This is a genomic window from Streptomyces aculeolatus (assembly GCF_020400605.1).
Lineage (GTDB): Bacteria > Actinomycetota > Actinomycetes > Streptomycetales > Streptomycetaceae > Streptomyces > Streptomyces aculeolatus.
In genome coordinates, this window is record NZ_JAINRD010000001.1 from 414043 (window position 1) to 436256 (window position 22214).

At 73.3% G+C, this 22214-nt stretch carries 22 protein-coding genes and 1 pseudogene; 12 read left to right on the plus strand and 11 right to left on the minus strand.

Annotation, left to right across the window (positions count from 1 at the left end):
- Window positions 1–3 precede the first annotated feature (3 nt).
- Window positions 4–1377: pseudogene (locus LG396_RS01685) on the plus strand (MFS transporter); the annotation flags it as partial.
- Between the two features lie 77 nt (window positions 1378–1454).
- Here the strand turns inward: LG396_RS01685 and LG396_RS01690 are convergent.
- Entirely contained in the window at window positions 1455–2738 is a 1284-nt protein-coding gene (locus tag LG396_RS01690; RefSeq protein ID WP_225793275.1) for a sialidase family protein, read from the minus strand.
- A 73-nt stretch (window positions 2739–2811) separates the two neighbouring features.
- On the opposite strand from LG396_RS01690, the gene LG396_RS01695 reads away from it, so the two are divergent.
- Complete coding sequence (locus tag LG396_RS01695) at window positions 2812–3786, plus strand: helix-turn-helix domain-containing protein (protein WP_225793276.1); 975 nt, start codon at window positions 2812–2814, stop codon at window positions 3784–3786.
- A gap of 93 nt (window positions 3787–3879) precedes the next feature.
- Here the strand turns inward: LG396_RS01695 and LG396_RS01700 are convergent, their stop codons facing one another.
- Entirely contained in the window at window positions 3880–4284 is a 405-nt protein-coding gene (locus LG396_RS01700) for a MarR family winged helix-turn-helix transcriptional regulator (RefSeq protein WP_225793624.1), read from the minus strand.
- Between the two features lie 93 nt (window positions 4285–4377).
- Here LG396_RS01700 and LG396_RS01705 point away from each other — a divergent pair, with 93 nt between their 5' ends.
- The gene (locus LG396_RS01705; RefSeq protein WP_225793277.1) at window positions 4378–5847 is read left to right on the plus strand and encodes an MFS transporter; all 1470 of its coding nucleotides are present in this window, start codon (window positions 4378–4380) and stop codon (window positions 5845–5847) included.
- A gap of 91 nt (window positions 5848–5938) precedes the next feature.
- On the opposite strand, the gene LG396_RS01710 is transcribed toward LG396_RS01705, so the two are convergent.
- Window positions 5939–6832, minus strand: a complete 894-nt coding sequence (locus LG396_RS01710) for a LysR family transcriptional regulator (protein WP_225793278.1) — start codon at window positions 6830–6832, stop codon at window positions 5939–5941.
- Between the two features lie 80 nt (window positions 6833–6912).
- Here LG396_RS01710 and LG396_RS01715 point away from each other — a divergent pair, with 80 nt between their 5' ends.
- Genes LG396_RS01715 through LG396_RS01725 form a run of 3 tightly spaced genes read left to right on the plus strand, consistent with a single transcriptional unit; the run spans window position 6913 to window position 9728 of the window.
- Complete coding sequence (locus LG396_RS01715) at window positions 6913–8313, plus strand: MFS transporter (protein WP_225793279.1); 1401 nt, start codon at window positions 6913–6915, stop codon at window positions 8311–8313.
- On the plus strand, window positions 8313–8954 hold the full coding sequence (locus LG396_RS01720; RefSeq protein WP_225793280.1) for an NAD(P)-dependent oxidoreductase: 642 nt from the start codon (window positions 8313–8315) through the stop codon (window positions 8952–8954). The genes LG396_RS01715 and LG396_RS01720 overlap by 1 nt, the downstream gene beginning before the upstream one ends.
- A 45-nt stretch (window positions 8955–8999) precedes the next feature.
- On the plus strand, window positions 9000–9728 hold the full coding sequence (locus LG396_RS01725) for an SDR family oxidoreductase (protein ID WP_225793281.1): 729 nt from the start codon (window positions 9000–9002) through the stop codon (window positions 9726–9728).
- 10 nt (window positions 9729–9738) lie between these two features.
- Here LG396_RS01725 and LG396_RS01730 read toward each other — a convergent pair whose 3' ends face one another.
- Genes LG396_RS01730 through LG396_RS01740 form a run of 3 tightly spaced genes read right to left on the minus strand, consistent with a single transcriptional unit; the run spans window position 9739 to window position 11746 of the window.
- Window positions 9739–10476 (minus strand): Clp protease N-terminal domain-containing protein, encoded by a 738-nt coding sequence (locus LG396_RS01730; RefSeq protein ID WP_018836517.1) that lies wholly within the window; start codon window positions 10474–10476, stop codon window positions 9739–9741.
- Between the two features lie 33 nt (window positions 10477–10509).
- Window positions 10510–11268 (minus strand): metallophosphoesterase, encoded by a 759-nt coding sequence (locus LG396_RS01735; protein WP_225793282.1) that lies wholly within the window; start codon window positions 11266–11268, stop codon window positions 10510–10512.
- Window positions 11269–11320: 52 nt separating this feature from the next.
- Window positions 11321–11746 carry an ATP-binding protein gene (locus LG396_RS01740; RefSeq protein WP_225793283.1) on the minus strand — a complete coding sequence of 142 codons (426 nt, stop codon included), beginning with the start codon at window positions 11744–11746 and terminating at the stop codon, window positions 11321–11323.
- Between the two features lie 221 nt (window positions 11747–11967).
- On the opposite strand from LG396_RS01740, the gene LG396_RS01745 reads away from it, so the two are divergent.
- From LG396_RS01745 to LG396_RS01755, 3 genes are all read left to right on the plus strand, one after another.
- A complete protein-coding gene (locus tag LG396_RS01745; protein ID WP_225793284.1) occupies window positions 11968–12807 on the plus strand; it encodes a DUF5753 domain-containing protein in 840 nt (279 codons plus the stop codon).
- A complete protein-coding gene (locus LG396_RS01750; protein WP_225793285.1) occupies window positions 12791–13006 on the plus strand; it encodes a DUF397 domain-containing protein in 216 nt (71 codons plus the stop codon). Before LG396_RS01745 ends, LG396_RS01750 begins: the two co-directional genes overlap by 17 nt.
- Window positions 13007–13073: 67 nt before the next feature.
- Complete coding sequence (locus LG396_RS01755) at window positions 13074–13589, plus strand: GNAT family N-acetyltransferase (RefSeq protein ID WP_225793286.1); 516 nt, start codon at window positions 13074–13076, stop codon at window positions 13587–13589.
- A gap of 127 nt (window positions 13590–13716) precedes the next feature.
- On the opposite strand, the gene kdpC is transcribed toward LG396_RS01755, so the two are convergent.
- From kdpC to kdpF, 4 genes are read right to left on the minus strand one after another with little or no spacing between them, the layout of a single operon-like run.
- A complete protein-coding gene (kdpC, locus tag LG396_RS01760; protein ID WP_225793287.1) occupies window positions 13717–14328 on the minus strand; it encodes a potassium-transporting ATPase subunit KdpC in 612 nt (203 codons plus the stop codon).
- Between the two features lie 9 nt (window positions 14329–14337).
- Window positions 14338–16434, minus strand: coding sequence for a potassium-transporting ATPase subunit KdpB (gene kdpB / locus LG396_RS01765; RefSeq protein ID WP_225793288.1), 2097 nt, complete (start codon window positions 16432–16434; stop codon window positions 14338–14340).
- Window positions 16431–18095, minus strand: coding sequence for a potassium-transporting ATPase subunit KdpA (gene kdpA / locus LG396_RS01770; RefSeq protein WP_225793289.1), 1665 nt, complete (start codon window positions 18093–18095; stop codon window positions 16431–16433). The genes kdpB and kdpA overlap by 4 nt, the downstream gene beginning before the upstream one ends.
- Window positions 18096–18105: 10 nt before the next feature.
- Window positions 18106–18195: a K(+)-transporting ATPase subunit F gene (gene kdpF / locus LG396_RS01775; protein WP_018836529.1), complete on the minus strand. Its 90-nt coding sequence runs from the start codon at window positions 18193–18195 to the stop codon at window positions 18106–18108.
- 442 nt (window positions 18196–18637) lie between these two features.
- On the opposite strand from kdpF, the gene LG396_RS01780 reads away from it, so the two are divergent.
- The 3 genes from LG396_RS01780 (at window position 18638) to LG396_RS01790 (ending at window position 21090) form a co-directional block, all read left to right on the plus strand.
- Complete coding sequence (locus LG396_RS01780) at window positions 18638–19201, plus strand: fluoride efflux transporter FluC (protein ID WP_225793290.1); 564 nt, start codon at window positions 18638–18640, stop codon at window positions 19199–19201.
- Window positions 19198–19572 (plus strand): fluoride efflux transporter CrcB, encoded by a 375-nt coding sequence (gene crcB / locus LG396_RS01785; RefSeq protein ID WP_100300088.1) that lies wholly within the window; start codon window positions 19198–19200, stop codon window positions 19570–19572. The genes LG396_RS01780 and crcB overlap by 4 nt, the downstream gene beginning before the upstream one ends.
- 351 nt (window positions 19573–19923) lie before the next feature.
- On the plus strand, window positions 19924–21090 hold the full coding sequence (locus tag LG396_RS01790) for a Cmx/CmrA family chloramphenicol efflux MFS transporter (RefSeq protein WP_225793291.1): 1167 nt from the start codon (window positions 19924–19926) through the stop codon (window positions 21088–21090).
- Between the two features lie 42 nt (window positions 21091–21132).
- Here LG396_RS01790 and LG396_RS01795 read toward each other — a convergent pair whose 3' ends face one another.
- Window positions 21133–21918, minus strand: a complete 786-nt coding sequence (locus LG396_RS01795) for a hypothetical protein (protein WP_225793292.1) — start codon at window positions 21916–21918, stop codon at window positions 21133–21135.
- Window positions 21919–22214 lie beyond the last annotated feature (296 nt).

Below are 22214 nucleotides of genomic sequence, written 5' to 3' on the forward strand. Positions count from 1 at the left end.
TTCTACGCGTACTCGTTCCTGGACGACTTCGTCCTGCTCTACCCCGTGTACGCGCTGCTCTTCGCCGACCACGGACTGTCGCTGTGGCAGATCTCGTCCCTCTTCGCCATCTGGTCGCTCTCCTCCGTCCTGCTCGAAGTCCCCTCCGGGGCCTGGGCCGACGCGTTCTCCCGGCGCCTGCTGCTCTGCGCCGGTCCGCTGCTGGCGGCCGCGGGGTTCGCGCTGTGGGTGCTGGCGCCGTCGTACTGGGCGTTCGCGGCGGGGTTCGTGCTGTGGGGCGCGAAGGGCGCGTTCGCGTCGGGGGCGCTGGAGGCGCTGCTCTACGAGGAGTCGGTCCGCGCGGGCGCGGGGGACCGGTACGCGCGCACGCTGGGGCGGGGGCGCGCGGCGGGCACGCTGGGCGTGATGGCGTCGATGGCGGTGGCGGCGCCGGTGTTCGCGGTGGGCGGGTACGCGGCGGTGGGGGCGGCGAGCGTGGCGTCCTGCCTGCTGGCGGCGGCGGTGGCGACGCGGTTCCCGGAGCACCGGGCAGCTGCCGCCGGCGCGGAGACCCCGCAAGAGCCGGGTCCGGCGGGTGGCGAGGCGGCGCTGGAAGGGGAGCCACCGCCGGGCGGGGCCGCGGGCGGCACCGCCGCTGACCCCCGGGGCGAGCACGGCGCGCCCCCGGGCGCCGACGCCGGTCCCGAGTCCTCCGGCTCCCCCGAATCCGGTGACGCCGAGTCCGGTGACCCCGAGTCCGGTTACCCCGAGCTGGGCTGGGCCGGGACCCTCCGTGCCGGGTTCGCCGAGCTGCGCGCCGATCGCTCCGTCCGCGGCGCCGTCCTCCTCGTCCCCGCCGTCTTCGCCGTCTGGGGCTCCCTCGACGAGTACACCCCCTACCTCGTCCGCGAGTCCGGCGTCGCCGACCCCCGGGTCCCGCTGTACCTGCTGCTCGTCTGGGCCGGCGTCGCCGCCGGCGGGCTGCTGGCCGGGCGGGTCGAGGAGCGGGGCCGGGCCGGGCGGACCCCGGCGGGGGTGCTCGCGGCGCTGCTCGCCGGCTCGGCGGTGGCGCTGGGCGCGGGCGGGCTGCTCGGTACGGCGGCGGGGATCGTGCTGGTGGGTGTCGCGTTCGGCGGGTTCCAGGTGGCGACCGTGCTCGCGGAGGCCCGGTTGCAGGAGCGGATCACCGGGCCGGCGCGGGCGACCCTGACCTCCCTGGCCGGTGTCGGTACGGACCTGGGGACGATCGCCGTCTACGGCGCGTACGGGGTGCTCGGCTCGGCGGCCGGGCTCGGGCACGGGGCGGCGTTCGCGGTGTGCGCGCTGCCGTACCTGGTCATCGCGCCGCTGCTGCTGCTGCGCGGCCGGAGGCGTGACGGGGGGCGCGGCGGGGGGTGAGAGGGGAGGGGTGGTCCGGCGTACGGCGGCGGGGACCGGCGGCGTACGCCGGTCCCCGCCACCGGTCCCCGATGCGGCTACGCGCCGTCCCCCGACAGCGGTGCGTCGCCGGGCACCGAGGTCAGGCCGGCGTGCAGCACGTCCGGGTCGGCCGGGCTGACGGCGAGCGCGCCGATGCCGTGGTGGTTCGAGTGCCGGATCGTCAACTCGTCGTCGTCGGCGTCGAAGCGGTAGAGGTTGGTGCCGCTCCACGGGTCGCCGTACTCGAAGTAGGCGACGTCGGCGTCGGTCGGATCGGGGCGGATCCAGCCGCCGTTGTGGATCACCACGTCCTCGCCGTCCTGGAACTGGTCGACGACGGGTTTGAAGGTGCGGCCGCCGTCGGTGGAGCGGTAGAGGTGCCGGCCGCTCTCGCCCGCCTCCAGCTCGGTGACGTTCAGGGCCTTCGAGTAGACCACGCGCGGATTGACGGGCGAGATGGCCAGCGAGAAGCCGTTGACCTTGTCGCCCGCGGCGCCGAGCTTGGCCCGGCGCCAGGTGCGGCCGGCGTTGTCGCTGGTGAAGAGGCCGGCGTCGCTCACGCCGACGACGATGCGGTCGAAGTCGGCGGTGGCGACCTTCGCGTCGTAGAACATGGTGTGCGGGCCGACCTCGGCCAGCGGGACGGGCGTGCCGATGGCGCGGAAGGTGCGCCCGGCGTCCCTGGACTCCAGCACCCGGCCCTCGTCGGTGACGGCCCGCAGGTGGCCGGTGCGGCGCGGGTTGGCGGTCAGGCCGTAGAGGCCGCCGAGCTTTTCGCCGTCGAAGGCCGGCATCTCCGTGACCGTGCTGCCCGCGACCCGGTAGACGCGGTCGCCGCGCAGCTCCCACACGTAGGCGCCGCCGTCGCGTGCCGGGGAGACGTACCAGTGGCCGCTGCCGAGCTTGGCGATGGTCTCCCAGCTGCAGCCGGAGTCGGTCGACCTGGTCACCCGGCCGTTGATGTCGGTGGCCAGCAGCCGGTTCGGGGCGGCCAGCGTCTCCAGGCCCGTCACCAGCTGGTAGTACGGCGGGCGTTCCGCGGTGGTGGTCGGCGCGAAGCTGGCGCCGCCGTCCCGGGTGTGGGAGAGCGAGCCGTCGCTGACGACCCGGTCGCACGCCGGTGCGTCCCAGTGCTTGCCCGGCTTGCCGTGCCCGGTGCCGGCCTGTGCGGGAGCGGCGGCCGTGAACAGGCTCGCCACGAGCGCTGCGCCGACCGTCACGGTGCCCATCGCGCGGTGCAGGGGTCTCACCAGGATCTCCTCCTCGATGACGTTGTCCTCACCAGGAAGTACCGTGATCGTCTGGATGTCCACGTCCTGCTGCTGGCGAACGGACGCCATGGCGCCCATGCGCCGCTCGCTCTGCCCCCATCAGGCGGGAAATTTCCCATACGCGCCCGGGGGTGCACTGCCCATGTTCGAACCGTTCGGCGTCCTCGCGTCCGACGAGGCCCTGTACCGCCTGCTGCTGCGCCACCCGCCCCTCGACACCGCCCGGTTGGCCGCGGCGGCGGGGCGCACGGAGGCCGAGACCGCACCGGCGGTCGAGCGGCTCGCGGAGCTGGGCCTGGTGACGCTGCTGCCCGGCGCCCCCGTCCGGCTCGTCGCGACCCGGCCGGACGCGGCCGTCGACCAGCTCACGGTGCGCTGGCAGGACCAGGTCGCGGTGGCCAGGACCGCGGCCACCGCGCTGCTCGCCGACCTCCCGGTCGACCGCAGGCACCGCCCCGAGGACCAGGTGGAGATCCTCTTCGGCCGCGGCTCGGTCGCGGCGGCCTTCGACCGGCTGCAGCGGTCGGTGCGGCGGGAGTTGCTGGTCCTGGACCGGCCGCCGTACGCGCAGGAGCCGGCCGAGCCGAACCGGGCGGAGCTGGAGATCCTGGCGCGCGGCGCGCGGGTGCGCGGGCTGTACGCGCCGGAGGCGCTGGAGGTGCCGGGCGCGTTCGACGTCTTCGAGGCGGTCGTCGCGGCCGGCGAGCAGGCCCGGGTGCACACGGACGTGCCGCTGAAGCTCGCCGTCGCCGACGCCTCGACGGCGATCCTGCCGTTCAGCCGCGAGGCCCACGAGATGGTCGACAGCGCGTTCGTCATCCACGAAGGGGCCCTGCTGGACGCGCTGGTGCAGCTCTTCGAGCTGCTGTGGGCGGCGGCCGTGCCGGTGCCCGGCGCCGTGGACGCGGCGGCCGAGAAGGCCGCCGAGGCCGAGGCGGACCGGCAGTTGGTCACCCTGCTCGCGGTGGGGCTGAAGGACGAGGCGGTGGCGCGGCGGCTGGGGGTGAGCGCCCGTACGCTCAACCGCAGGGTGAGCGCGCTGATGCACCGCCTGGGCGCCCGCACCCGCTTCCAGGCCGGCCTGCAGGCCGCGCGCGACGGGGCGTTCGACGTCTGACGCGGCGTCACATCGAAGACCCCCGCGGCCGCTCGGCGGCTCCGGGGGTCTCCGGGGTGCTTGAGTCCGTGAGGCGGGCCTAGGCTCTGTGCCTTAGATGCCGACCGCCCGGTCCGTGCGTGGCAGGGCCTCCGCCAGCACCTCGCGGTGCGTCGGCCTGGCGGCCTCGTACAGGTCGCGGCCCTTCTGCGTCAGCAGGACGAAGATGCCGCGCCGGTCGACGTCGCACATCGCCCGCTGCACCAGCCCCGCCTTCTCCAGCCGGGCCGTCAGCCGCGACGTGGCGCTCTGGCTCAGGTGCGCCGCCTCGGCCAGCTCGGCGGCGCGGCACTTGTCGTGGTCGCAGCCCGCCAGGCCCTCCAGGGCCTCGAACTCGCTCACGCCGATGCCGTGCCTGCTCTGCAACTCGCGCTCCAGCGCACCCCACACCGCCGCGTGACAGGCCAGGAGGCCGTGCCAGCGGTCCACAAGGGCGCGCTCGGCGCCGACGTCGCTCACGCTCACAGACCCCAAGGTAACATGCGCGTGAACCTAATGCGACTTCATTAAATGCGTTGGCATTAGATGTCTCTGCATGTACTGTCGTCCCTCATGAGCTCTTCCGCACCACATCTGTCCACGACGTCGACGAAGTGGGACGCCCGCCTGTGGGGCATCCTGCTCACCGTCTCCCTCGTGGTCGGCCTCGACGCTCTCGACGTGTCGATGGTGGGGGTCGCCCTCCCCTCCATCCAGGCCGACCTCGGGCTGTCCACGAGCACCCTCCAATGGGTCGTCAGCGGGTACGTCCTCACCTACGGCGGACTGCTCCTCCTCGGCGGCCGCACCGCCGACCTCCTCGGCCGGCGGCGGGTGTTCCTCGTCGCCGTCGCGGTGTTCGCCGTCACCTCGCTGCTCGGCGGGCTGGTCGACGACGGCGGGCTGCTGATCGCGACCCGGCTGCTGAAGGGCGTCTCCGCGGCGTTCACCGCGCCCGCCGCGCTCTCGATCATCACCACGACCTTCGCCGAGGGCCCGGCCCGCAACAAGGCGCTCGGGATCTTCGCCGTCTTCGGCGCCAGCGGCTACAGCGCCGGCCTCGTCTTCTCCGGCCTGCTGACCGAGGTCGGCTGGCGCTGGACCTTCTTCCTGCCGTTCCCCATCGCCCTGATCGCGCTCGTCGCGGCCTTCCGCGTGCTGCCGAAGGAGGGGCGGCCGGAGCGTACCGGCGGCTACGACTTCCCCGGCGCGGTCACCGGCGTCGGCGCGATGCTGCTGCTCGTCTACACCGTCGTCGAGGCGCCCGAGGTGGGCTGGGGCGCGGCCCGTACGCTCCTGCAGTTCGCCGTGGCCGCGGTGCTGCTGGCCGCGTTCCTGGCCATCGAGCGGCGCAGCAGCCACCCGCTGATCCGGCTCGGCATCCTGCGCTCCGGGCCGCTGGCCCGCGCCAACCTCGGCGCCGCGGTGTTCTTCGGCGGGTACCTGGGCTTCCAGTTCCTCGTCATGCAGTACCTGCAGTCGGTGCTGGGCTGGTCCGCGATGGAGACGGCGCTCGGCTTCCTGCCGGCGGCGCTGATCGTCGCGTTCGGCTCGCCGCGGATGGAGCCGCTGATCGAGCGGTTCGGCACCACCGTCACCATCGCGGGCGGCGTGGTCGCGCACCTGGTGGCGTACGTGCTCTTCCTCGCCCTCGACCGCGACGCGCCGTACCTGGTCGGCACGCTGCCGAGCATGGTGCTGCTGGGCGTCGGCTTCATGCTGGCGTTCGCGTCCTTCAACATCCAGGGCACCGCGGGCATCCCGGACCACGAGCAGGGGCTCGCGGGCGGTCTGCTGAACACCTCGCTGCAGGTCGGCGGGGCGATCGGGCTGGCGATCGTGACGGCCGTGCTGACCGCCAACGCGGAGGGCGCGACCGGCTCGCAGGCGCTGCTGAACGGCTTCGACCCGGCGCTGTACGTGGTCGCGGGCATGGCCCTGGTCGGCCTGGTGATCGCCCTGTCGGGCCTGCGCGGCGGCCGCCGGCCGCAGGCGGAGCCGAAGCCGGCGGAGGACCGCGAGTACGTCTACGCGGCGGACTGACCACCGCCGCCCGAAACCACGGGGAAGCGGGGGCAGCGGACCCGGGCCGGTCAGGCCCGGGTCCGCTTTCGTCCGGGCTCACTCCCCGGGCTCACTCCCCGGGGTCCTCCTCGTCCGGGTCCACCCCCAGGCTGTGGAGGAACGCCGCTGCCGCGGGGGACGGGCGGGTGCGGGGCCAGACGAGGCGTTCCTCGCGGGACGGGCCGCCCGCGACGCGGACCGTCGCCAGGCCCGTGAGGCGGGGCGCGAAGGTGCTGGGCAGGAGGGCCACGCCCAGCCCGGCGCGTACCAGGTCCGCCATGAAGTCCATCGACGACACCTCGAAGCCCACCGTCCGCCGCAGCCCCGCCGCCGCGAACGCCTCCTCCGACTGCGCCCACGCCGCCGTGCCCGCCGCGAAGTCGACGAACGTCTCCTCCGCCAGCCGCGCCAGGTCCGTCTCCTCCGCGCCCGCCAGCGGGTGGTCCGGCGGGACGACGGCCAGGTGCCGGTCCCGTACGAGCACCCGCTCGCGGACCCCCGCAGCGCGGAAGCCCGTCGGCACCCCGAGCAGCGCCAGGTCGTACGTGCCCTCCGCGACCGCCCGCACCAGGTTCTCGCTCGCCCCCACCGCCAGGCTGATCCGCACCTGCGGGTACGCGTCGTGGAACTCCCGCAGCGCCGCAGGCAGGTTCACCGCCGCCACCGTCGGGATCGCCCCGATCGCCAGCCGACCGCGCACCTCCCCCGTCGCCGCCGCGACCTCCGCGCGGGCCCGCTCCGCCGCCGCGAGGGTCGCGCGGGCCGCGGGCAGGAACGCCTCGCCGGCGCGGGTGGGGCGCACCTTCCGGCTCGTACGGTCGAACAGCCGGGCGCCCAGCTCCCGTTCCAGCTTGCCGATCTGGTGGCTCAGCGCCGACTGGACGACATGGCAGCGCTCGGCGGCCCGGGTGAATCCGCCGGTGTCCGCGACGGCGACGACGTAGCGCAGTTGTTGCAGCTCCATGCGATCCATCGTGATATGAGATGGATCAGATGACAACCATGTGTTGGACTCATCGATGGTGGTGAGCGCAGTCTGAGGCCATGACAACGGACTCGGTATCCGCTCGCGAGGAACCCGCCGGCCTCGGGCGCGGACTCCTGCTGCTCATGGCCACCGCCACCGGCCTGTCCGTGGCGGGCAACTACTTCGCCCAGCCCCTCCTCGACCTCATCGGCCGCGACCTGCACGTCGGCAGCACGCTGGCCGCGCTCGTCGTCACCGCCGCCCAGACCGGCTACGCGCTGGGCCTCATCCTCCTCGTCCCCCTCGGCGACGTGACCGACCGGCGGCGGCTGTCCGTCGGCCTCTTCGTCGCCACCGCCGCGTTCCTCGCGCTCACCGCCGCCGCTCCCAACGGGCCGGTGCTGCTGGCCGGTACGGTCCTGACCGCGCTGGCGTCCGTCGGCGCGCAGGTCGTCGTCCCGTACGCGGCCGGGCTCGCGGCGCCGGAGGAGCGGGGGCGGGTCGTCGGCATCGTGATGTCGGGCATCCTGCTCGGCGGACTGCTGGCCCGTACCGCCTCCGGCGCGCTGTCCGAACTCGGCGGCTGGCGCACCATCTACTGGGTCAACGCCCTCCTCATGGCGGGCATGGCCGTCCTCCTCCACCGCAACCTGCCGCGCCTGCCGGCTCCGGGCGCGGGCATGTCGTACCCGGCGCTGCTGCGCTCCACCGTCGCGCTGCTGCGCGAGGAGCCGGTGCTGCGGCGGCGGTCCGCGATCGGGGCGCTGTCGCTGGCCTCGTACAGCGTGCAGCTCACCGCGCTGACGTTCCTGCTGGCCCGGCCGCCGTACGGCTGGTCGGAGTCGGGGATCGGGCTCTTCGGGCTGGTCGGGGCGCTGGGCGTGGTGACGATGACGTTCGCGGGGCGGCTCAACGACCGCGGCCACGTGCAGGCGGTGACGGGCGCGGGCGTGCTGCTGCTGACCGGCTCGTGGGTGCTGCTGGGGGTCGCGGGCGAGTCGCTGCCCTGGCTGGTCGTCGGGATCGTCGGCCTCAACGTCGCGCAGCAGGCGGTGCTCAACAGCAACCAGGCGGTCGTGTACGCGATCCGCCCCGACGCCCGCAACCGCATCAACTCCGCGTTCATGACCAGCTTCTTCGCGGGCGGGGCCGTGGGCTCGGCGCTGACGTCGGTGGTCTGGGCGCGGGGCGGGTGGCCGGCGGTGTCGGCGCTGGGCGCGGTGCTGGCGGCCGGGACGGTGGTGCTGTGGGTGGCGGAACGGGTGGGCGCGGCGCGTACGGCGCGGGGAGCCGCGCGGGAAGGGGTACCGCGGACCGAGCCGGAAGCGGTACCGGGCACAGAACCGGGGACGGCGCCGGAGCGCGCGGCGCAGGACGCGGCCGCGAAGGCGGCGGTGCGCGACGCGATCACGAAGCCGGCCGTGCACGACGCGGCCACGGTCACCACCCGCCCCGCACACCAGAGGAGCGCCGTCTGATGCGCATCACCGTCTTCGGCGCCACCGGTGAGATCGGCAGCCGTATCGTCACCGAGGCGCAGACCCGCGGCCACGAGGTCACCGCCGTCGTGCGCACCCCGCGCCCGCCCGGCGCCCTGCCCGCCGACGTGGACGTACGCGTCGGCGACGCGGCCCGCGCCGCGGACGTCGCGGCGCTCGGCGCCGGACAGGACCTGATCGTGAGCGCCACGCGCCCGGCACCGGGCGCCGAGGACCAACTGCCCGTGATGGCACGGGCGCTGCTCGCCGGTGCGGCGGCGTCCGGGGTGCGGCTCCTGCTCGTCGGCGGGTCCTCGACGCTGACCCTCCCGGACAGCGGCGGGGTCGCGGTGATGGACGGGCCGGACTTCCCGGCCGCGTGGCTGCCCATCGCCCGCGCCTGCGCCGTCCAGTTGGAGGCCTGCCGCGCCGCGGGCCCGGATACGGACTGGGCGTACGCCAGCCCGCCGCACCTGATCCTGCCGGGCGCGCGCACGGGCGCGTACCGGCTGGGCGGGGACGAGCTGGTCGTCGACGGCGAGGGCGAGTCGGCCATCTCCATGGAGGACTTCGCGGTGGCGCTCCTGGACGAGGCCGAGCGGCCGAAGCACCACCGCACCCGCTTCACGGTGGCGTACTGAGAAGATCGGGACACGAGGCCCGATCCAGCAGGCAGGAGCGCCGACATGAGATTCGACGACCACCGCGTGGTCATCACGGCGGCCGGCCGCGACTTCGGCCGCACCCTGGCGCTGCGGTTCGCGGACCTGGGCGCGGAGGTCTTCCTCTCGGCCCGGAACCTCGCCGCGGCCGAGCGGGTCCGCGACGAGATCCGCGAGCGCGGGCACCGGCAGGTGCACGCCTTCTCCTGCGATTTGACGGACCCCGCGTCGATCCGGCAGTTCGCGGCGGACGTCGGGCGGCACACCGACCGCGTCGACGTCCTGATCAACAACGGCTCCCGCTACCTGCACGGCCCGGACCTGCTGTCCGTCCCGGACGCCGACGTCGTCGACACCCTCGCCTCCGGCGCCACCGGGACCGTACTGACCGTGAAGAACTTCCTGCCGCTGCTGCTCGACTCGGCGAAGCCGGACATCGTGACGATGGTCTCCGCCGCCGGCACCGCCGGGCACCACCGCTCGGACGCACACGACGCCTTCTACGCCGCCAAGAACGCCCAGGCGGGTTTCGCCGAGATCCTCTCCAAGCGGCTGCGGCCGCGGGGAGTGCGGGTGATCTCGCTCTACCCGCCGGACTTCGACAACCCGGACCCGCTCTCGGAGGAATGGGAGACCACGCCGCGCGGGGCGGAGGACGCACTCACGGCGCAGTCACTCGTCGAATGCGTCCTCTTCGCGGTCTCCCAGCCGAGGGACTGCTTCATCAAGGCGTTCCACTTCGAACAGGTATGACGGGGCGGGCCTACGCGCCCGGGTTCCGCAGGGGCGCGAGTGCCGCCTCGATGTGCGCCTCGGCCGCCGCACGGTCGACGCCGAGGCGGGAGAGCACGCCGTCGCCGTTCTCCTGCTCCAGCAGCGCCAGCAGGATGTGCTCCGTACCGATGTAGTTGTGGCCCAGTCGCAGCGCCTCGCGGAAGGTCAGCTCCAGCGCCTTCTTCCCCTCCGCGTTGTACGGGATCAGCTCCGGCACCGCGCCCCCGGCGGCCGGCGGCAGCGCCGCGGCGGCCTCCTGCCGCACGGTGTCGAGGAGGATGCCCTGCGCTTTGATCGACGCCCCGCCGATGGCGTCGGGCTCGGCGAGCAGCCCGAGGACGAGATGGGCGGGGCCGATCTCGGTGTTGCCCGCGGCGCGGGCCTCGTCCTGGGACGCCATCACCACGTTCTTGGCGCGGGGGGTGAACCGGGCGAAGCCCTCGCTCGGGTCGAGCGTGAGGCCCTCGTCCGAGCCCTTGGTCACGAACCGCTTCTGGGCGGCCTGCCGGGTGACGCCCATGCTCTTGCCGATGTCGGTCCAGGACGCGCCGGAGCGCCGCGCCTGGTCGACGAAGTGGCCGATGAGGTGGTCGGCGACGTCGCCGAGGTGGTCGGCGGCGACGACGGCTCCGGTGAGCTGGTCGAGGACGTCGGGGTGGACCTTCTTGATGGCCTCGATGAGGTCGTCGAGGCGTACGGGATGCGTGGAGCGGTCAGGTTCCGTCATGCTGACAACCGTAGGTTGACACCCCGCGGCGCGTCAACCCTGGGTTGACACCGTGCGGAAGTGGGTGGTCAGCCGGCGGTCCTCGTCCAGGACGTGGAACGCCACGCCCGGCGGCTGGTCGAGACGCACCTGCTGGCCGGCGTACGTGCGCTGCTCCCAGGGCAGCAGGACGGTGTTGACGACCCCGGGCGCGACGAGCAGCGGCAGCCCGGCGAACGTGGTGGCGGCGGCGGTGTGCGCGTGCCCCGCGAGGAACGCCGTGATCCGCGGATGCCGCCCGGCCAGCTCCGCAAGCCGCTCCTCGCCGAACTGCCGGATCCCGTCGACGTACGGAACGTGCAGCGGGACCGGCGGATGGTGGAACGCCACGAGCACGGCCTCCCCCTCGGGCACCCGCCGCAACTCCCCCTCCAGCCACGCGACCGTCTCGTCCCCGAGCCACCCCTCCGGCTTCCCGGGCACCGACGAGTCGCACGCGAGCACCGTGAACCCGGCCCCGCGGAACACCTGGTCAACGGGCGCCGCATCCGCCGGCTCCCCGAGCAGCCCCTCCCGGAACGCGGCCCGGTCGTCGTGGTTCCCGGGGCAGACCAGCACCGGATGCCGCGAGTCGAGCAGCCCCCGGGCGACGGCGTACTCCTCGGGCGTGCCGTGGTCGGCGACGTCACCGCTGACGAGGACGAGATCCAGGTCGTACGGCAGATCCTCCAGGTAGTCGACCACCGCACGGGTGCGGTGGACGCTGCGCTCGTCGTCGATGTGAATGTCACTGAGATGCGCGATAACGGCCACGACGTACTCCCCTCCCCGGCACGCCACGACCGGCGCCCCGTGGCGACCGACGCTACGACCTGCCCGGCGGCGGGGTGAACGGCCACTTGCGGGGAGGTGGCCCGGCGGGGACCTTGAACACGACCCAGACGACTTTGCCGACGCCGGTGCGGTCGGAGGTGCCCCAGTCGTCGGCGAGCGCGTCGACGAGGCGCAGCCCGCGCCCGCGGTCGGCGGTGTCGTCGGGGGCGCACAGGTACGGGCGGGTCCCGCTGGCGTCGTGGACCTCGACGCGCACGGAGCCGTCCTCGACGGTGACGTACACGCGAAACTCGCGGCCCCGGGGGGTGCCGTGCACCAGGGCGTTGGTGGCGAGTTCGGAGACACAGAGGCGGATGTCGTCGGCTCGGTCGCCCGCCCCGACCAGGGCCGCGACGAAGTCGCGCGCTTTTCCGATGGATCGGGCACTGCGGGGGAATCCGCGCGCGTGGGTGGTCATGGTGCTGACCCCGTTCCGGGTGGAGCCGAGTGTGGTCGGCGAGTGCGGTGGGCGAGGCGTGCGCCTGTACGCCCCTTGTGTGAGCCCCTGCCGGGGCGATTGATTACCGGCGTGTCCCTACCTTCACCGAATTCTTCGGTGGTGGCCGCTGGGAACGTGCAAGAGCTGTCACCGAATAGCCGGGGTGGACGGCGAGTTGATACTTGGAGGAGGCCGATGCGGTGGAACTGAACAGAGAAGACGGCAAGCTCACACCGCGGGTCAGGCTCGGCAGAAGGCTTCGCCGGCTCAGGGAGCGCAGAGGGCTGTCGCTGCGGCAGCTCTCCGAACGCGTGGGCGGTTACTCGCACAGCTACCTGGGGCGAGTGGAGTTAGGGGAGCAGCTACCGTCCGAAGCGCTGGTAAACACGCTCGACGAATTCTTCGATGTGGACGGAGTGTTGGCCGAGCTGCTGGAGCTGGCCCACGACACGATGATTCCGGACTATAGTCGGAAAGCCTTCAACAAGGAGCCCCAGGCCGAGCGTGTCCAAGTCTTCAACAGCAGCGTCGTCCCGGGCCTTTTGCAGACCCCGGAATACATGCGGGCGGCATTTCAGAGAGTCCTCTTGGGTGAGTCCGAAGAGCAGATCGCCGAACGCGTCGCCTTCCGCGTGAAGCGGCAGCGGATCCTGGACCGACAGGAACCACCATATTACTGGGGAATTATGGATGAGTCAGCACTTAAGCGCCAAATTGGTGGTGCACAGTGCATGACGGTCCAAATACAGCATCTGTTGCAGCTCGCGGTCCGTCCGTGCGTAACCGTCCAGGTACTCCCCTTCGGAAGAGGGGGGCACCCCATGATGGGGGGCAGCCTCACCTTGCACACGCTGCCCGATGGCGCGACGATCGCCGTGGTCGAGAGCTTCGACTCCGGTGAACCAGTGGAGTCCCCGAGACGGGTTCTTGAGCTGACGCAGAAGTTTGATACGGCCCGCTCGCTGGCTCTCACGGAAGATGAATCCCTGGATCTGATCCGCGCATACGCGAAGGAGTACGCAGATGAAGATGATTCCTGACGCATCGGCTCTCCCTATTTGGCGCAAGTCCAGCCACAGCGAGAACTCGGCGGGCGGTTGTGTAGAGGTGTCCGATGGATACTTCGACGGCGTTCCGGTCCGTGATTCGAAGGACCCGCACGGCCCTGCGCTCATTTTCGAGACGGCCGCTTGGTCGTCGTTCGTCAACGCCGTCAAGGGCGGGGAGTTCCCAGCCTGACCCCCTGCAGGAGCCTCAGCCGAGCCCGCCCACGTCCGGTGGCGCAACCACAAGGAAGGCAGGGTCGGTGGAGTTGAGGCGGTATGGGCAGGGTGGGGCCGCGGGGGTGCGGGGGTTGTTGCTCGACGTTCATGATGCGGTGTACGCGGACAATCCCGACCCCTTTCACTCCCGCGAGCGCTTCACCTACTTCCTCGACCTCTGGTCCTCCCGCAAGAATTGGCAGTGCGTCGTCGGGCGGGAGGGTGGTGATGCCGTGGGCTATGCCTACGGGGCCGTGCTCGCGCCGGGTGGGTGGTGGAAGGGGAGTGTGCGGGGGCGGGAGGTTCGGGGGGCCGTGTTCGCGCTTTCGGAGTTGATGGTGCTGCCCAAGTGGCGGGGAACCGGGCGAGCCCGGAGGATTCATGATGCGTTGATCGCGCCCTTGGCGGCAGATGTGGTGTCGCTTCAGGTGGAGACCGGGCACGCAAAGGTCGTCCGCCTCTACGAGAGCTGGGGGTACCGGAGCGTCGACCAGTACGCGGCGGGCGACGACTCCCCTCCGTACACGGTGATGGTCAAGCGGCTCACCGGCGCGCGCTGACCCCGGGGGTTCCGTCACGGCGAAGAGGCCCGAGTCCGGGGGGCGTTCCTCATCAACTCGCCCGGAATGCTGGGCTGCCATTGACGGGAGGCCCGGTCGGGAGTCCCTGCACCGGGCCGCCGTGGCGTCAGTTGTCCGTCAGGCGGGACAGCGCCACGTTCAGCTCCAGGACGTTGACCTTTTCGTTGCCGAGGAAGCCCAGGTCGCGGCCCTCCTCGTGGTCCCTCACCAGGTTCTCCACCTGAGGCTCGGACAGGCCGTTCTCCTTCGCCACGCGGTCCACCTGGATCCGCGCGTACGCCGGGGAGATGTGCGGGTCGATCGCCGAGCCCGAGCCCGTTACCGCGTCCTTCGGGACCTCCGATACGGGGACATCGTTGAACGACGCCACCTGCTGCTTGGCCTCCTTCACCGTCTTCACCAGCGTCGCGTCCGACGCGCCCAGGTTCGACGGGCCCGTGGCCAGGGGGTCGTAGGCGCTGTTGGAGGGGCGGGGCTGGAACCAGCGGGGGTCGGGGGTGTCCGTGCCCTTGAGGTTCCAGCTCTGGCCTATCAGCTTCGAGCCCACGTCCCGGCCCTCGTGCTCGACCTTCGAGCCGTTGGCCCGGTCGGAGAACGCGCCCTGCGCGATGCCCGTGATCACCAGGGGGTAGATCACGCCGGTGACCACCGTCAGGACCAGCAGCGCGCGCAGCGCGCTGAAGAGCAGCCGGGCGGTGGAGCGTGCGGAAGTGTTCATCGGGATTCCTCAGCCGATTCCGGGGATGAGCGAGACGACGAGGTCGATCAGCTTGATGCCGACGAACGGGGCCACCAGCCCGCCGAGGCCGTAGACCCCGATGTTGCGGCGGAGCATCCGGTCGGCGCTGACCGGGCGGTAGCGCACGCCGCGCAGGGCCAGGGGCACCAGGGCGACGATGACCAGGGCGTTGAAGACGACCGCCGAGAGGATCGCCGACTCCGGCGAGGACAGCTGCATGATGTTGAGCCGGTCCAGGCTCGGGTAGGCGGCGGCGAACATCGCGGGGATGATCGCGAAGTACTTCGCGACGTCGTTGGCGATCGAGAAGGTCGTCAGCGCCCCCCGGGTGATGAGGAGCTGCTTGCCGATCTCCACGATCTCGATGAGCTTGGTGGGGTTGGAGTCCAGGTCGACCATGTTCCCGGCCTCCTTGGCGGCGGAGGTGCCGGTGTTCATGGCGACGCCCACGTCCGCCTGGGCCAGCGCGGGGGCGTCGTTCGTGCCGTCGCCGGTCATGGCGACGAGCTTGCCGCCGGCCTGTTCGCGCTTGATGAGGGCCATCTTGTCCTCGGGCGTGGCCTCGGCGAGGAAGTCGTCGACGCCTGCCTCGGCGGCGATGGCCTTCGCCGTCTTCGCGTTGTCGCCGGTGATCATGACGGTCCTGATGCCCATCCGGCGCAGCTCCGCGAAGCGTTCGCGCATGCCCTCCTTGACGACGTCCTTGAGGTGGACGACGCCGAGGACCCGCGCGCCGCGGTCGTCGGCCACCGCGACGAGCAGCGGGGTGCCGCCGGACTCGGCGACGGTGTCGGCCGTGTCCCGTACGGCGTCGGGGACCTCGCCGCCCCGCTCCCGTACCCACGCCGCGACCGCTCCCGCCGCGCCCTTGCGGACCTGCCGGCCGTCGGCGTCGACGCCCGACATCCGGGTCTGCGCCGTGAACGGCACCCAGTCGGCGTGCGCCAGGGCGCCGGGCTCGCGTTCGCGCAGCCCGTAGCGGGACTTGGCGAGTACGACGATCGAGCGGCCCTCCGGCGTCTCGTCGGCGAGCGACGAGAGCTGCGCGGCGTCGGCCAGCTCCGCCTCGCCGGTGCCCGGTACGGGCAGGAACTCGTGCGCCTGCCGGTTGCCGAGCGTGATGGTGCCCGTCTTGTCCAGCAGCAGCGTCGACACGTCGCCGGCGGCCTCCACGGCGCGGCCGGACATCGCGAGCACGTTGCGCTGCACCAGCCGGTCCATGCCCGCGATGCCGATCGCGGACAGCAGCGCGCCGATGGTCGTGGGGATCAGGCAGACGAGCAGCGCGGCGAGCACGACGAGCGACTGCTCGGCGCCCGCGTAGACCGCGAACGGCTGGAGCGTGACGACGGCGAGGAGGAAGACGACCGTGAGCGAGGCGAGCAGGATGTTCAGCGCGATCTCGTTCGGCGTCTTCTGCCGGGCCGCGCCCTCGACCAGGGCGATCATGCGGTCGATGAACGTCTCGCCGGGCTTGGCGGTGATCCGTACGACGACGCGGTCCGAGAGCACCTTCGTGCCGCCGGTGACCGCCGAGCGGTCGCCGCCCGACTCCCGGATCACCGGCGCCGATTCGCCGGTGATCGCGGACTCGTCGACGGAGGCGACGCCCTCGACCACGTCGCCGTCGCCGGGGATGACGTCGCCGGCCTCGCAGACGACGAGGTCGCCCACGCGCAGGTCGGTGCCGGGCACCCGCTCCTCTCCGGCGGCGGTACGGCGGCGGGCCACCGTGTCCGTCTTCGCCTGGCGCAGGGTGTCGGCCTGCGCCTTGCCGCGGCCCTCGGCGACGGCCTCGGCCAGGTTGGCGAAGAGCACGGTGAGCCAGAGCCACGCGGCGATGACCCAGCCGAACCAGTCGCCCGGGTCGGTGACCGCGAGGACCGTGGTCAGCACCGAGCCGACCTCGACCACGAACATCACCGGCGACTTCGCCATGACGCGCGGATCGAGCTTGCGCACCGCGTCGGGTACGGACCGCAGGAGCTGCCCGGGGTCGAACAGGCCGCCGGCGACCCGCGGCCGGGCCTCGTTCCGTACGGGATCCACGGGGGTGTGCGGGGGTGTCCGTGTCTGCGTGATCATGCGGCCAGTCCTTCGGCGAGCGGCCCGAGTGCGAGCGAGGGGAAGAAGGTGAGCCCGGCGACGATGGCGATGCACGCCACCAGCACGCCGGTGAACAGCGGCTTGTCGGTACGCAGCGTCCCGGCCGACGCCGGCACGGGCCGCTGCCCGGCGAGCGAGCCGGCCAGCGCCAGCACGAACACCATCGGCAGGAACCGGCCGAGCAGCATGCACAGGCCGAGCGCGGTGTTGTGGAAACCGGTGTTCGCCGCGAAGCCCGCGAAGGCGCTGCCGTTGTTGTTGGAGGCGGAGGTGTAGGCGTAGAGGACCTCGGAGAAGCCGTGCGGCCCGGTGTTCGTCATCGACGACTCGCCGTTGCCCGTCCCCATCGCCAGCGCCGTGCCGGTGAGCACCAGCGCGGGGGTGACGAGGATGTAGCAGGCCGCGAGCTTCATCTCACGGGGCCCGATCTTCTTGCCGAGGTACTCGGGGGTACGGCCCACCATGAGCCCGGCGATGAACACCGCGACGACCGCCATGACCAGCATTCCGTACAGTCCGGAGCCGACGCCGCCGGGCGCGATCTCGCCGATCATCATGCCGAACAGCAGCACTCCGCCCGACAGCCCGCTGAACGAGTCGTGGAAGGAGTTGACCGAGCCGGTCGAGGTCATGGTCGTGGAGACCGCGAACAGCGATGACGCGCCCTCGCCGAACCGCTGCTCCTTACCCTCCATCGCGCCGCCCGCCAACTGCGCGGCGGTGCCCGGGTGCGCGGCCTCCAGCCACGTCACGGCGACGACGCCGGCCAGCCAGATGCCGGCCATCGCGGCCACGACGGCGTAGCCCTGGCGGACGCTGCCGACCATCCGGCCGAAGGTGCGCGGCATGGCGAACGGGATGACCAGCAGGAGGAAGATCTCCAGGAGGTTGGAGATGCCGCTCGGGTTCTCGAAGGGGTGGGCGGAGTTGGCGTTGTAGTAGCCGCCGCCGTTGGTACCCAGGTCCTTGATGGCTTCCTGGGAGGCGACGGCGCCGCCGGTGAGGTGCTGGGTCTGCCCGGTCACGGTCGTCACCGACTGCGTACCGGAGAAGTTCTGGATCGCGCCGCACGCGATCAGCAGCACGGCCGCGACGGCGGCCATCGGCAGCAGAATGCGGAGCGTGCCGCGCACCAGGTCGGCCCAGAAGTTGCCCAGCTCGCCGGTGCGGGCGCGGGCGAAGCCGCGGATCAGCGCCACCGCGACGGCCATGCCGACGGCGGCGGAGACGAAGTTCTGCACGGCCAGGCCGCCGGTCTGGGCGAGCTGGCCCATCGCGGACTCGCCCGAGTACGACTGCCAGTTGGTGTTCGCGACGAACGACGCGGCGGTGTTGAACGCCTGGTCGGGGCTGATCGCGGCGAAGCCGAGGGAGAGCGGCAGCCGGTCCTGGAGCCGCTGGAGCAGGTAGAGGAAGAGCACCCCGGCGAGGGAGAAGGCGAGCACGGCGCGCAGGTACGCGGGCCAGCGCATCCCGGCGTCGGGGTCGGCGCCGACGGCGCGGTAGATCCAGCGCTCGACGCGGCTGTGCTTCTTGCCGGCGTAGACCCGGGCCATGTAGTCGCCGAGCGGGCGGTGGACGAGCGCGAGGGCGGCGACCAGCGCCGACACCTGGAGCACGTCAGCGAGTATCGGGCTCATGGGCGGGACCTCAGAACCTCTCGGGGAAGACGAGGGCGAGGACCAGGTAGCCCAGCAGGGCGACGGCCACGATGAGACCCACCACGTTGTCGGCGGTCATAGCTTGGCCACTCCTCGGGCGATGAGCGCCACCAGCGCGAAGACCGCGAGTGTGGTGACGACGAAGGCCGCGTCGGCCATCGGGTGCTCCTAGACGGTGTCGAATCGAACTGACTTCTCCAGGGAACGCCCGGCGGAGGGCGGATGCGGTGGTCGTTGACGGTGCCCTGACGAGGCCGGGGGCGGCGTTGACGTGATCCATACGCAGGTGGGGGGTGCCGGGGTGGTCCGGGCGGGGCGGTGCGGGGCGCGGGCCCGGGGGTGCGGTGCCGGCGGTGGGTAGCCTGGGGTGCGGAGACGGCCGCCGGTGCGCCGGCACGGCCGTCCCGCGGCGGTGGGGCCCGCCGTACCCGAACCGCGGCGCCGGACGCCGCCAACGGTCCCTGCTTGCGACGGAAGGCGCGCGCTGCCGCGCGCGCCGCGGCGAGTGGGCGAGGTGCGCGATGACAGAGGTCCCGCAGCCCGGCGGACGTGCCGGCCGGGTACACCCGGTGGAACCGATCGACCCCGATGTCGAGGTGGCGCTGCCCGTGCCGCCCGACCACCGGTGGCGCGGCCAGGGCGCGCCGGTGGCGATGGTGGCGCTCGGCGGCGGCCTCGGGTCCGCGGCGCGGTACGGGGCCGGGGAGCTGTGGCCCACGGCGCCGGCGGCCTTCCCGTGGACGACGCTGGGGGTGAACGTCGCCGGGTGCGCGGCGATCGGCGTGCTGATGGTGCTGATCACGGAGGCCCGCACGGCGCACCGGCTGGTGCGGCCGTTCCTGGGCGCGGGGGTGCTCGGCGGGTTCACGACGTTCTCGACGTACGCGGTGGACGTGCAGCGCCTCGTGGTGGAGGAGGGCCGGGCGGCGGCGGGCGTCGGCTATCTGGCGCTGACGCTCGTCACGGCGGTGGCGGCGGTGTGGGCGGCGCAGGCGGTGACGCGGAGCGCGGTGCGGCGGTCGTCGTCCGGCGGGGGCGCCCCGCGGGTGGCGGCCGGTGCGGCCGGCGGGGAGGGGGACGCGTGAACTGGCTGCTCGTCGTCGCCGGGGGGATGCTCGGGGCGCCGCTGCGGTACGTCACGGACCGGGCGGTGCAACTGCGCCACGGCTCGCCGTTCCCCTGGGGCACGCTCGTCGTCAACATCACCGGCTGCCTGATCCTCGGCACCCTCACGGGCGCGACGCTGGCCGGCGCCACGTCGGAGTCGGTGCGGCTGCTGCTGGGCACGGGGCTGTGCGGGGCGCTGACGACGTACTCGACGTTCTCGTACGAGACGCTGCGGCTGGCGGAGAAGGGCCGGGGGCGGTACGCGGCGGCGTACGTGGGGGCGAGCCTCGCGGTGGGGCTCGGGGCGGCGTTCCTGGCGGCGGTGGTGGGGGAGGCGGCCTGGGGGTGAGGGCTGCCCCGGGTGGGCGGTGCCGGGGGGTCGGGGTTCGGGGGGAGTGCGGCGTACGGGCGTTGCGCGGGCGTACGCCGTGTGCGTGCGCGGTGTGCCTACCGGCGGGGCGTACCGGAAACCCGCGTGCCCTCCCCGCCGCCCGTCGGGTAGCGTGCGCGCCATGTCGAGCCCCGAGTCGGACAGGCCGGGGGCTTTCGGTCACGCCGTCAGCCCCCTGAACCACTGAGTCCGCAGCCCCGCCGTACCGCCGCCTGACCGCGGCCCGGCCCGGGTGCGCCCCCCCCGCGGGCCGACCGTGGTGACCGAGACGCCTTCCTTCCCCGCCTCTCCTCGTCTCGGAGCCCCTCGATGCCCCTCCCGCTCTATCTGCTCGCCCTGGTCGTCTTCGCCATGGGCACCTCGGAGTTCATGCTCGCCGGCCTGCTGCCGGACATCGCCGCCGACCTCGACGTCTCCGTCGGTACGGCCGGCACCCTCACCTCCGCCTTCGCCGTCGGGATGGTCGTGGGTGCCCCGCTCGTGGCCGCACTCGCCCGCAACCGGCCGGGGCGCGGCACGCTCCTCGCGTTCGTCCTCGTGTTCTCGGCGGCGCACGTCGCCGGCGCCGTCACCGGCAGCTTCGCCGTGCTCTTCGCGACCCGGGTGGTCGCCGCGCTGGCGAACGCGGGGTTCCTCGCCGTCGCGCTGACCACCGCCGCCGGGCTCGTACCGGCCGACCGGAAGGGGCGTGCGCTGGCCGTCCTGCTGTCCGGCACGACGGTGGCGACGATCGCCGGGGTGCCGGGCGGCTCGCTGCTGGGCGCGGCGTTCGGCTGGCGGGCCACGTTCTGGGCGGTCGCCGTCCTGTGCCTGCCCGCGGCGCTCGGCATCCTCGTGGGGATCCCGGGGCGCCGGGCGCGGGCGGGCGGGGCCGGCGGGCCGGCGCTGCGGTCGGAACTGGCGCGGCTCGGCAGCCCGCGGCTGATCCTCGTCATGCTGCTCGGCGCGCTGGTGAACGCGGCCACGTTCGGCAGCTTCACCTTCCTGGCGCCGCTGGTGACCGACACCGCGGGGCTGGCCAAGCCGTGGATCTCGGTCGTGCTGGTGCTCTTCGGAGCGGGGTCGTTCGCCGGCGTCACCCTCGCGGGGCGGCTCGCGGACGTGCGCCCCGGTGCGGTCGTCGCGGTCGGCGGATCGCTGCTGCTGGCCGGCTGGCCGGCGCTGGCGCTGCTGGCCGCGTACCCGGTCGCGCTGCTGGGGCTCGTGTGCGTGCTGGGGGCGCTGTCGTTCGCGGTGGGCAGCACGCTGATCACGCGGGTGCTGTACGAGGCCGCCGGCGCCCCGACGATGGCAGGGGCGTACGCCACGGCGGCGCTCAACGTCGGTGCCGTGGCCGGGCCGCTGGTCGCCGCGGCGGCGATCGGCGCCGGCGGGAACCGCGGGCCGCTGTGGGCGAGCGGGGCGCTGGTCCTGGTGGCGCTGGCCGTCGCGGTGCCGTTCCGCGGGGTGGTCGTGGCGGCGCGGAGCGGCGGGTGACGCGTTCCGGAGTCCGTGTCGGTACCGGGATCGGTGCCGGGGTCAGAGGAGGCCGGGGAGGAGGGGGATGTCGAGGTCGATGCCGCCGCGGTCGGAGTCCTCGTCCGAGCCGCCGCCGGAGCCGCCCGATCCGCCCGAACCGCCGCCGCTGTCGCCCTCGTCGCTCGGCGTGGGCGTGGGAGTCGGCGTCTCGGTGCCGGCGGACGGGGACGACGACTCCGGCTCCGCGGTGTCCGGCGTCGTGACGCGGCCCTCCGCGGGAGTGGTGGTCGTCGGCTCCGGGCTGTCCGTCGTGGGCTCCGTGCTCCGGGTGGGCCGGTCGGCGCCGCGGGCCGCCTTCGTCGGCCCGGTCCGCGGGTCGGCGGTCTCCGCGCCGTCCGGCTGCGCCGCGCCCGTGGGGCGGTCGCCGTCCGGGCCGGGGCCGCCGTCGTCGGTGTCGGGCTCCTCGGACGGGAGCGGCTGCACGGGGGTGTCGGCGCGGGCCACGGCCTCGTCCGTACGGGGGCCTCCGCCGCCGCCCATGGCGTTCGCGGCGAGCAGCCCGCCGGACAGCACGGTCATCCCGGCCGCCGCGAGGCCGGCGAGCCGCTTGTTGCGGGGCTTGTAGCGCCGGTGCCGCGACCGCGGCCGCGGCTGTACGGGCACGAGTTCGGCCCCCACGCCGCCGTCGCCCGCGTCCGCGGTGGCGGCTTCCTCCGCGGCGGGTGCCGTTCTGCCGTGGTCCTCGAACAGCTCCAGGTCCCCGGGCGCGGGCCCCGGCTGCGTGGCGGCGGGCAGTTGCAGCGCCGGCGAGCCCAGGGTCCCGTAGACCTCGGGGATCGCGGGCACGTTCCGCGCAGGCGCGCACCACGGCGCTCCCGACGCGTCGTGCCGGCTGTCGCAACGCGGGCAGTAGATCGTCGTCACTGTCCTGGCGTCCCTTCCGTCGCGAGGGGGGAGGGTCCTCGACGCCGCAACAATGTGCCAGCGCCGGAATCCCGCGGAGCACGAAGAATCCCCATAAGGAGTGCGGCGGTGAGACCTATCTCACACTGCCGGAGGTGGTGCAGACCACAGCACGTCCGGACATCGCACCCACCGCCGCCCTCCCGCCGCGCGCCCCGGCGACGGCTGCGAGACTGCGG

Bases quoted from the DNA above. Each gene is read 5' to 3' on its own strand.
- LG396_RS01750 (WP_225793285.1), top strand. From the start codon at position 12,791: ATGAAGATGATTCCTGACGCATCGGCTCTCCCTATTTGGCGCAAGTCC.
- kdpB (WP_225793288.1), bottom strand. From the start codon at position 16,434: ATGATCACGCAGACACGGACACCCCCGCACACCCCCGTGGATCCCGTA.
- LG396_RS01780 (WP_225793290.1), top strand. From the start codon at position 18,638: ATGACAGAGGTCCCGCAGCCCGGCGGACGTGCCGGCCGGGTACACCCG.
- kdpC (WP_225793287.1), bottom strand. From the start codon at position 14,328: ATGAACACTTCCGCACGCTCCACCGCCCGGCTGCTCTTCAGCGCGCTG.
- LG396_RS01740 (WP_225793283.1), bottom strand. From the start codon at position 11,746: ATGACCACCCACGCGCGCGGATTCCCCCGCAGTGCCCGATCCATCGGA.
- LG396_RS01695 (WP_225793276.1), top strand. From the start codon at position 2,812: ATGTTCGAACCGTTCGGCGTCCTCGCGTCCGACGAGGCCCTGTACCGC.
- kdpF (WP_018836529.1), bottom strand. From the start codon at position 18,195: ATGACCGCCGACAACGTGGTGGGTCTCATCGTGGCCGTCGCCCTGCTG.
- LG396_RS01705 (WP_225793277.1), top strand. From the start codon at position 4,378: ATGAGCTCTTCCGCACCACATCTGTCCACGACGTCGACGAAGTGGGAC.
- LG396_RS01730 (WP_018836517.1), bottom strand. From the start codon at position 10,476: ATGACGGAACCTGACCGCTCCACGCATCCCGTACGCCTCGACGACCTC.
- LG396_RS01790 (WP_225793291.1), top strand. From the start codon at position 19,924: ATGCCCCTCCCGCTCTATCTGCTCGCCCTGGTCGTCTTCGCCATGGGC.
- LG396_RS01690 (WP_225793275.1), bottom strand. From the start codon at position 2,738: ATGGCGTCCGTTCGCCAGCAGCAGGACGTGGACATCCAGACGATCACG.
- LG396_RS01720 (WP_225793280.1), top strand. From the start codon at position 8,313: ATGCGCATCACCGTCTTCGGCGCCACCGGTGAGATCGGCAGCCGTATC.
- LG396_RS01715 (WP_225793279.1), top strand. From the start codon at position 6,913: ATGACAACGGACTCGGTATCCGCTCGCGAGGAACCCGCCGGCCTCGGG.
- LG396_RS01725 (WP_225793281.1), top strand. From the start codon at position 9,000: ATGAGATTCGACGACCACCGCGTGGTCATCACGGCGGCCGGCCGCGAC.
- kdpA (WP_225793289.1), bottom strand. From the start codon at position 18,095: ATGAGCCCGATACTCGCTGACGTGCTCCAGGTGTCGGCGCTGGTCGCC.
- LG396_RS01710 (WP_225793278.1), bottom strand. From the start codon at position 6,832: ATGGAGCTGCAACAACTGCGCTACGTCGTCGCCGTCGCGGACACCGGC.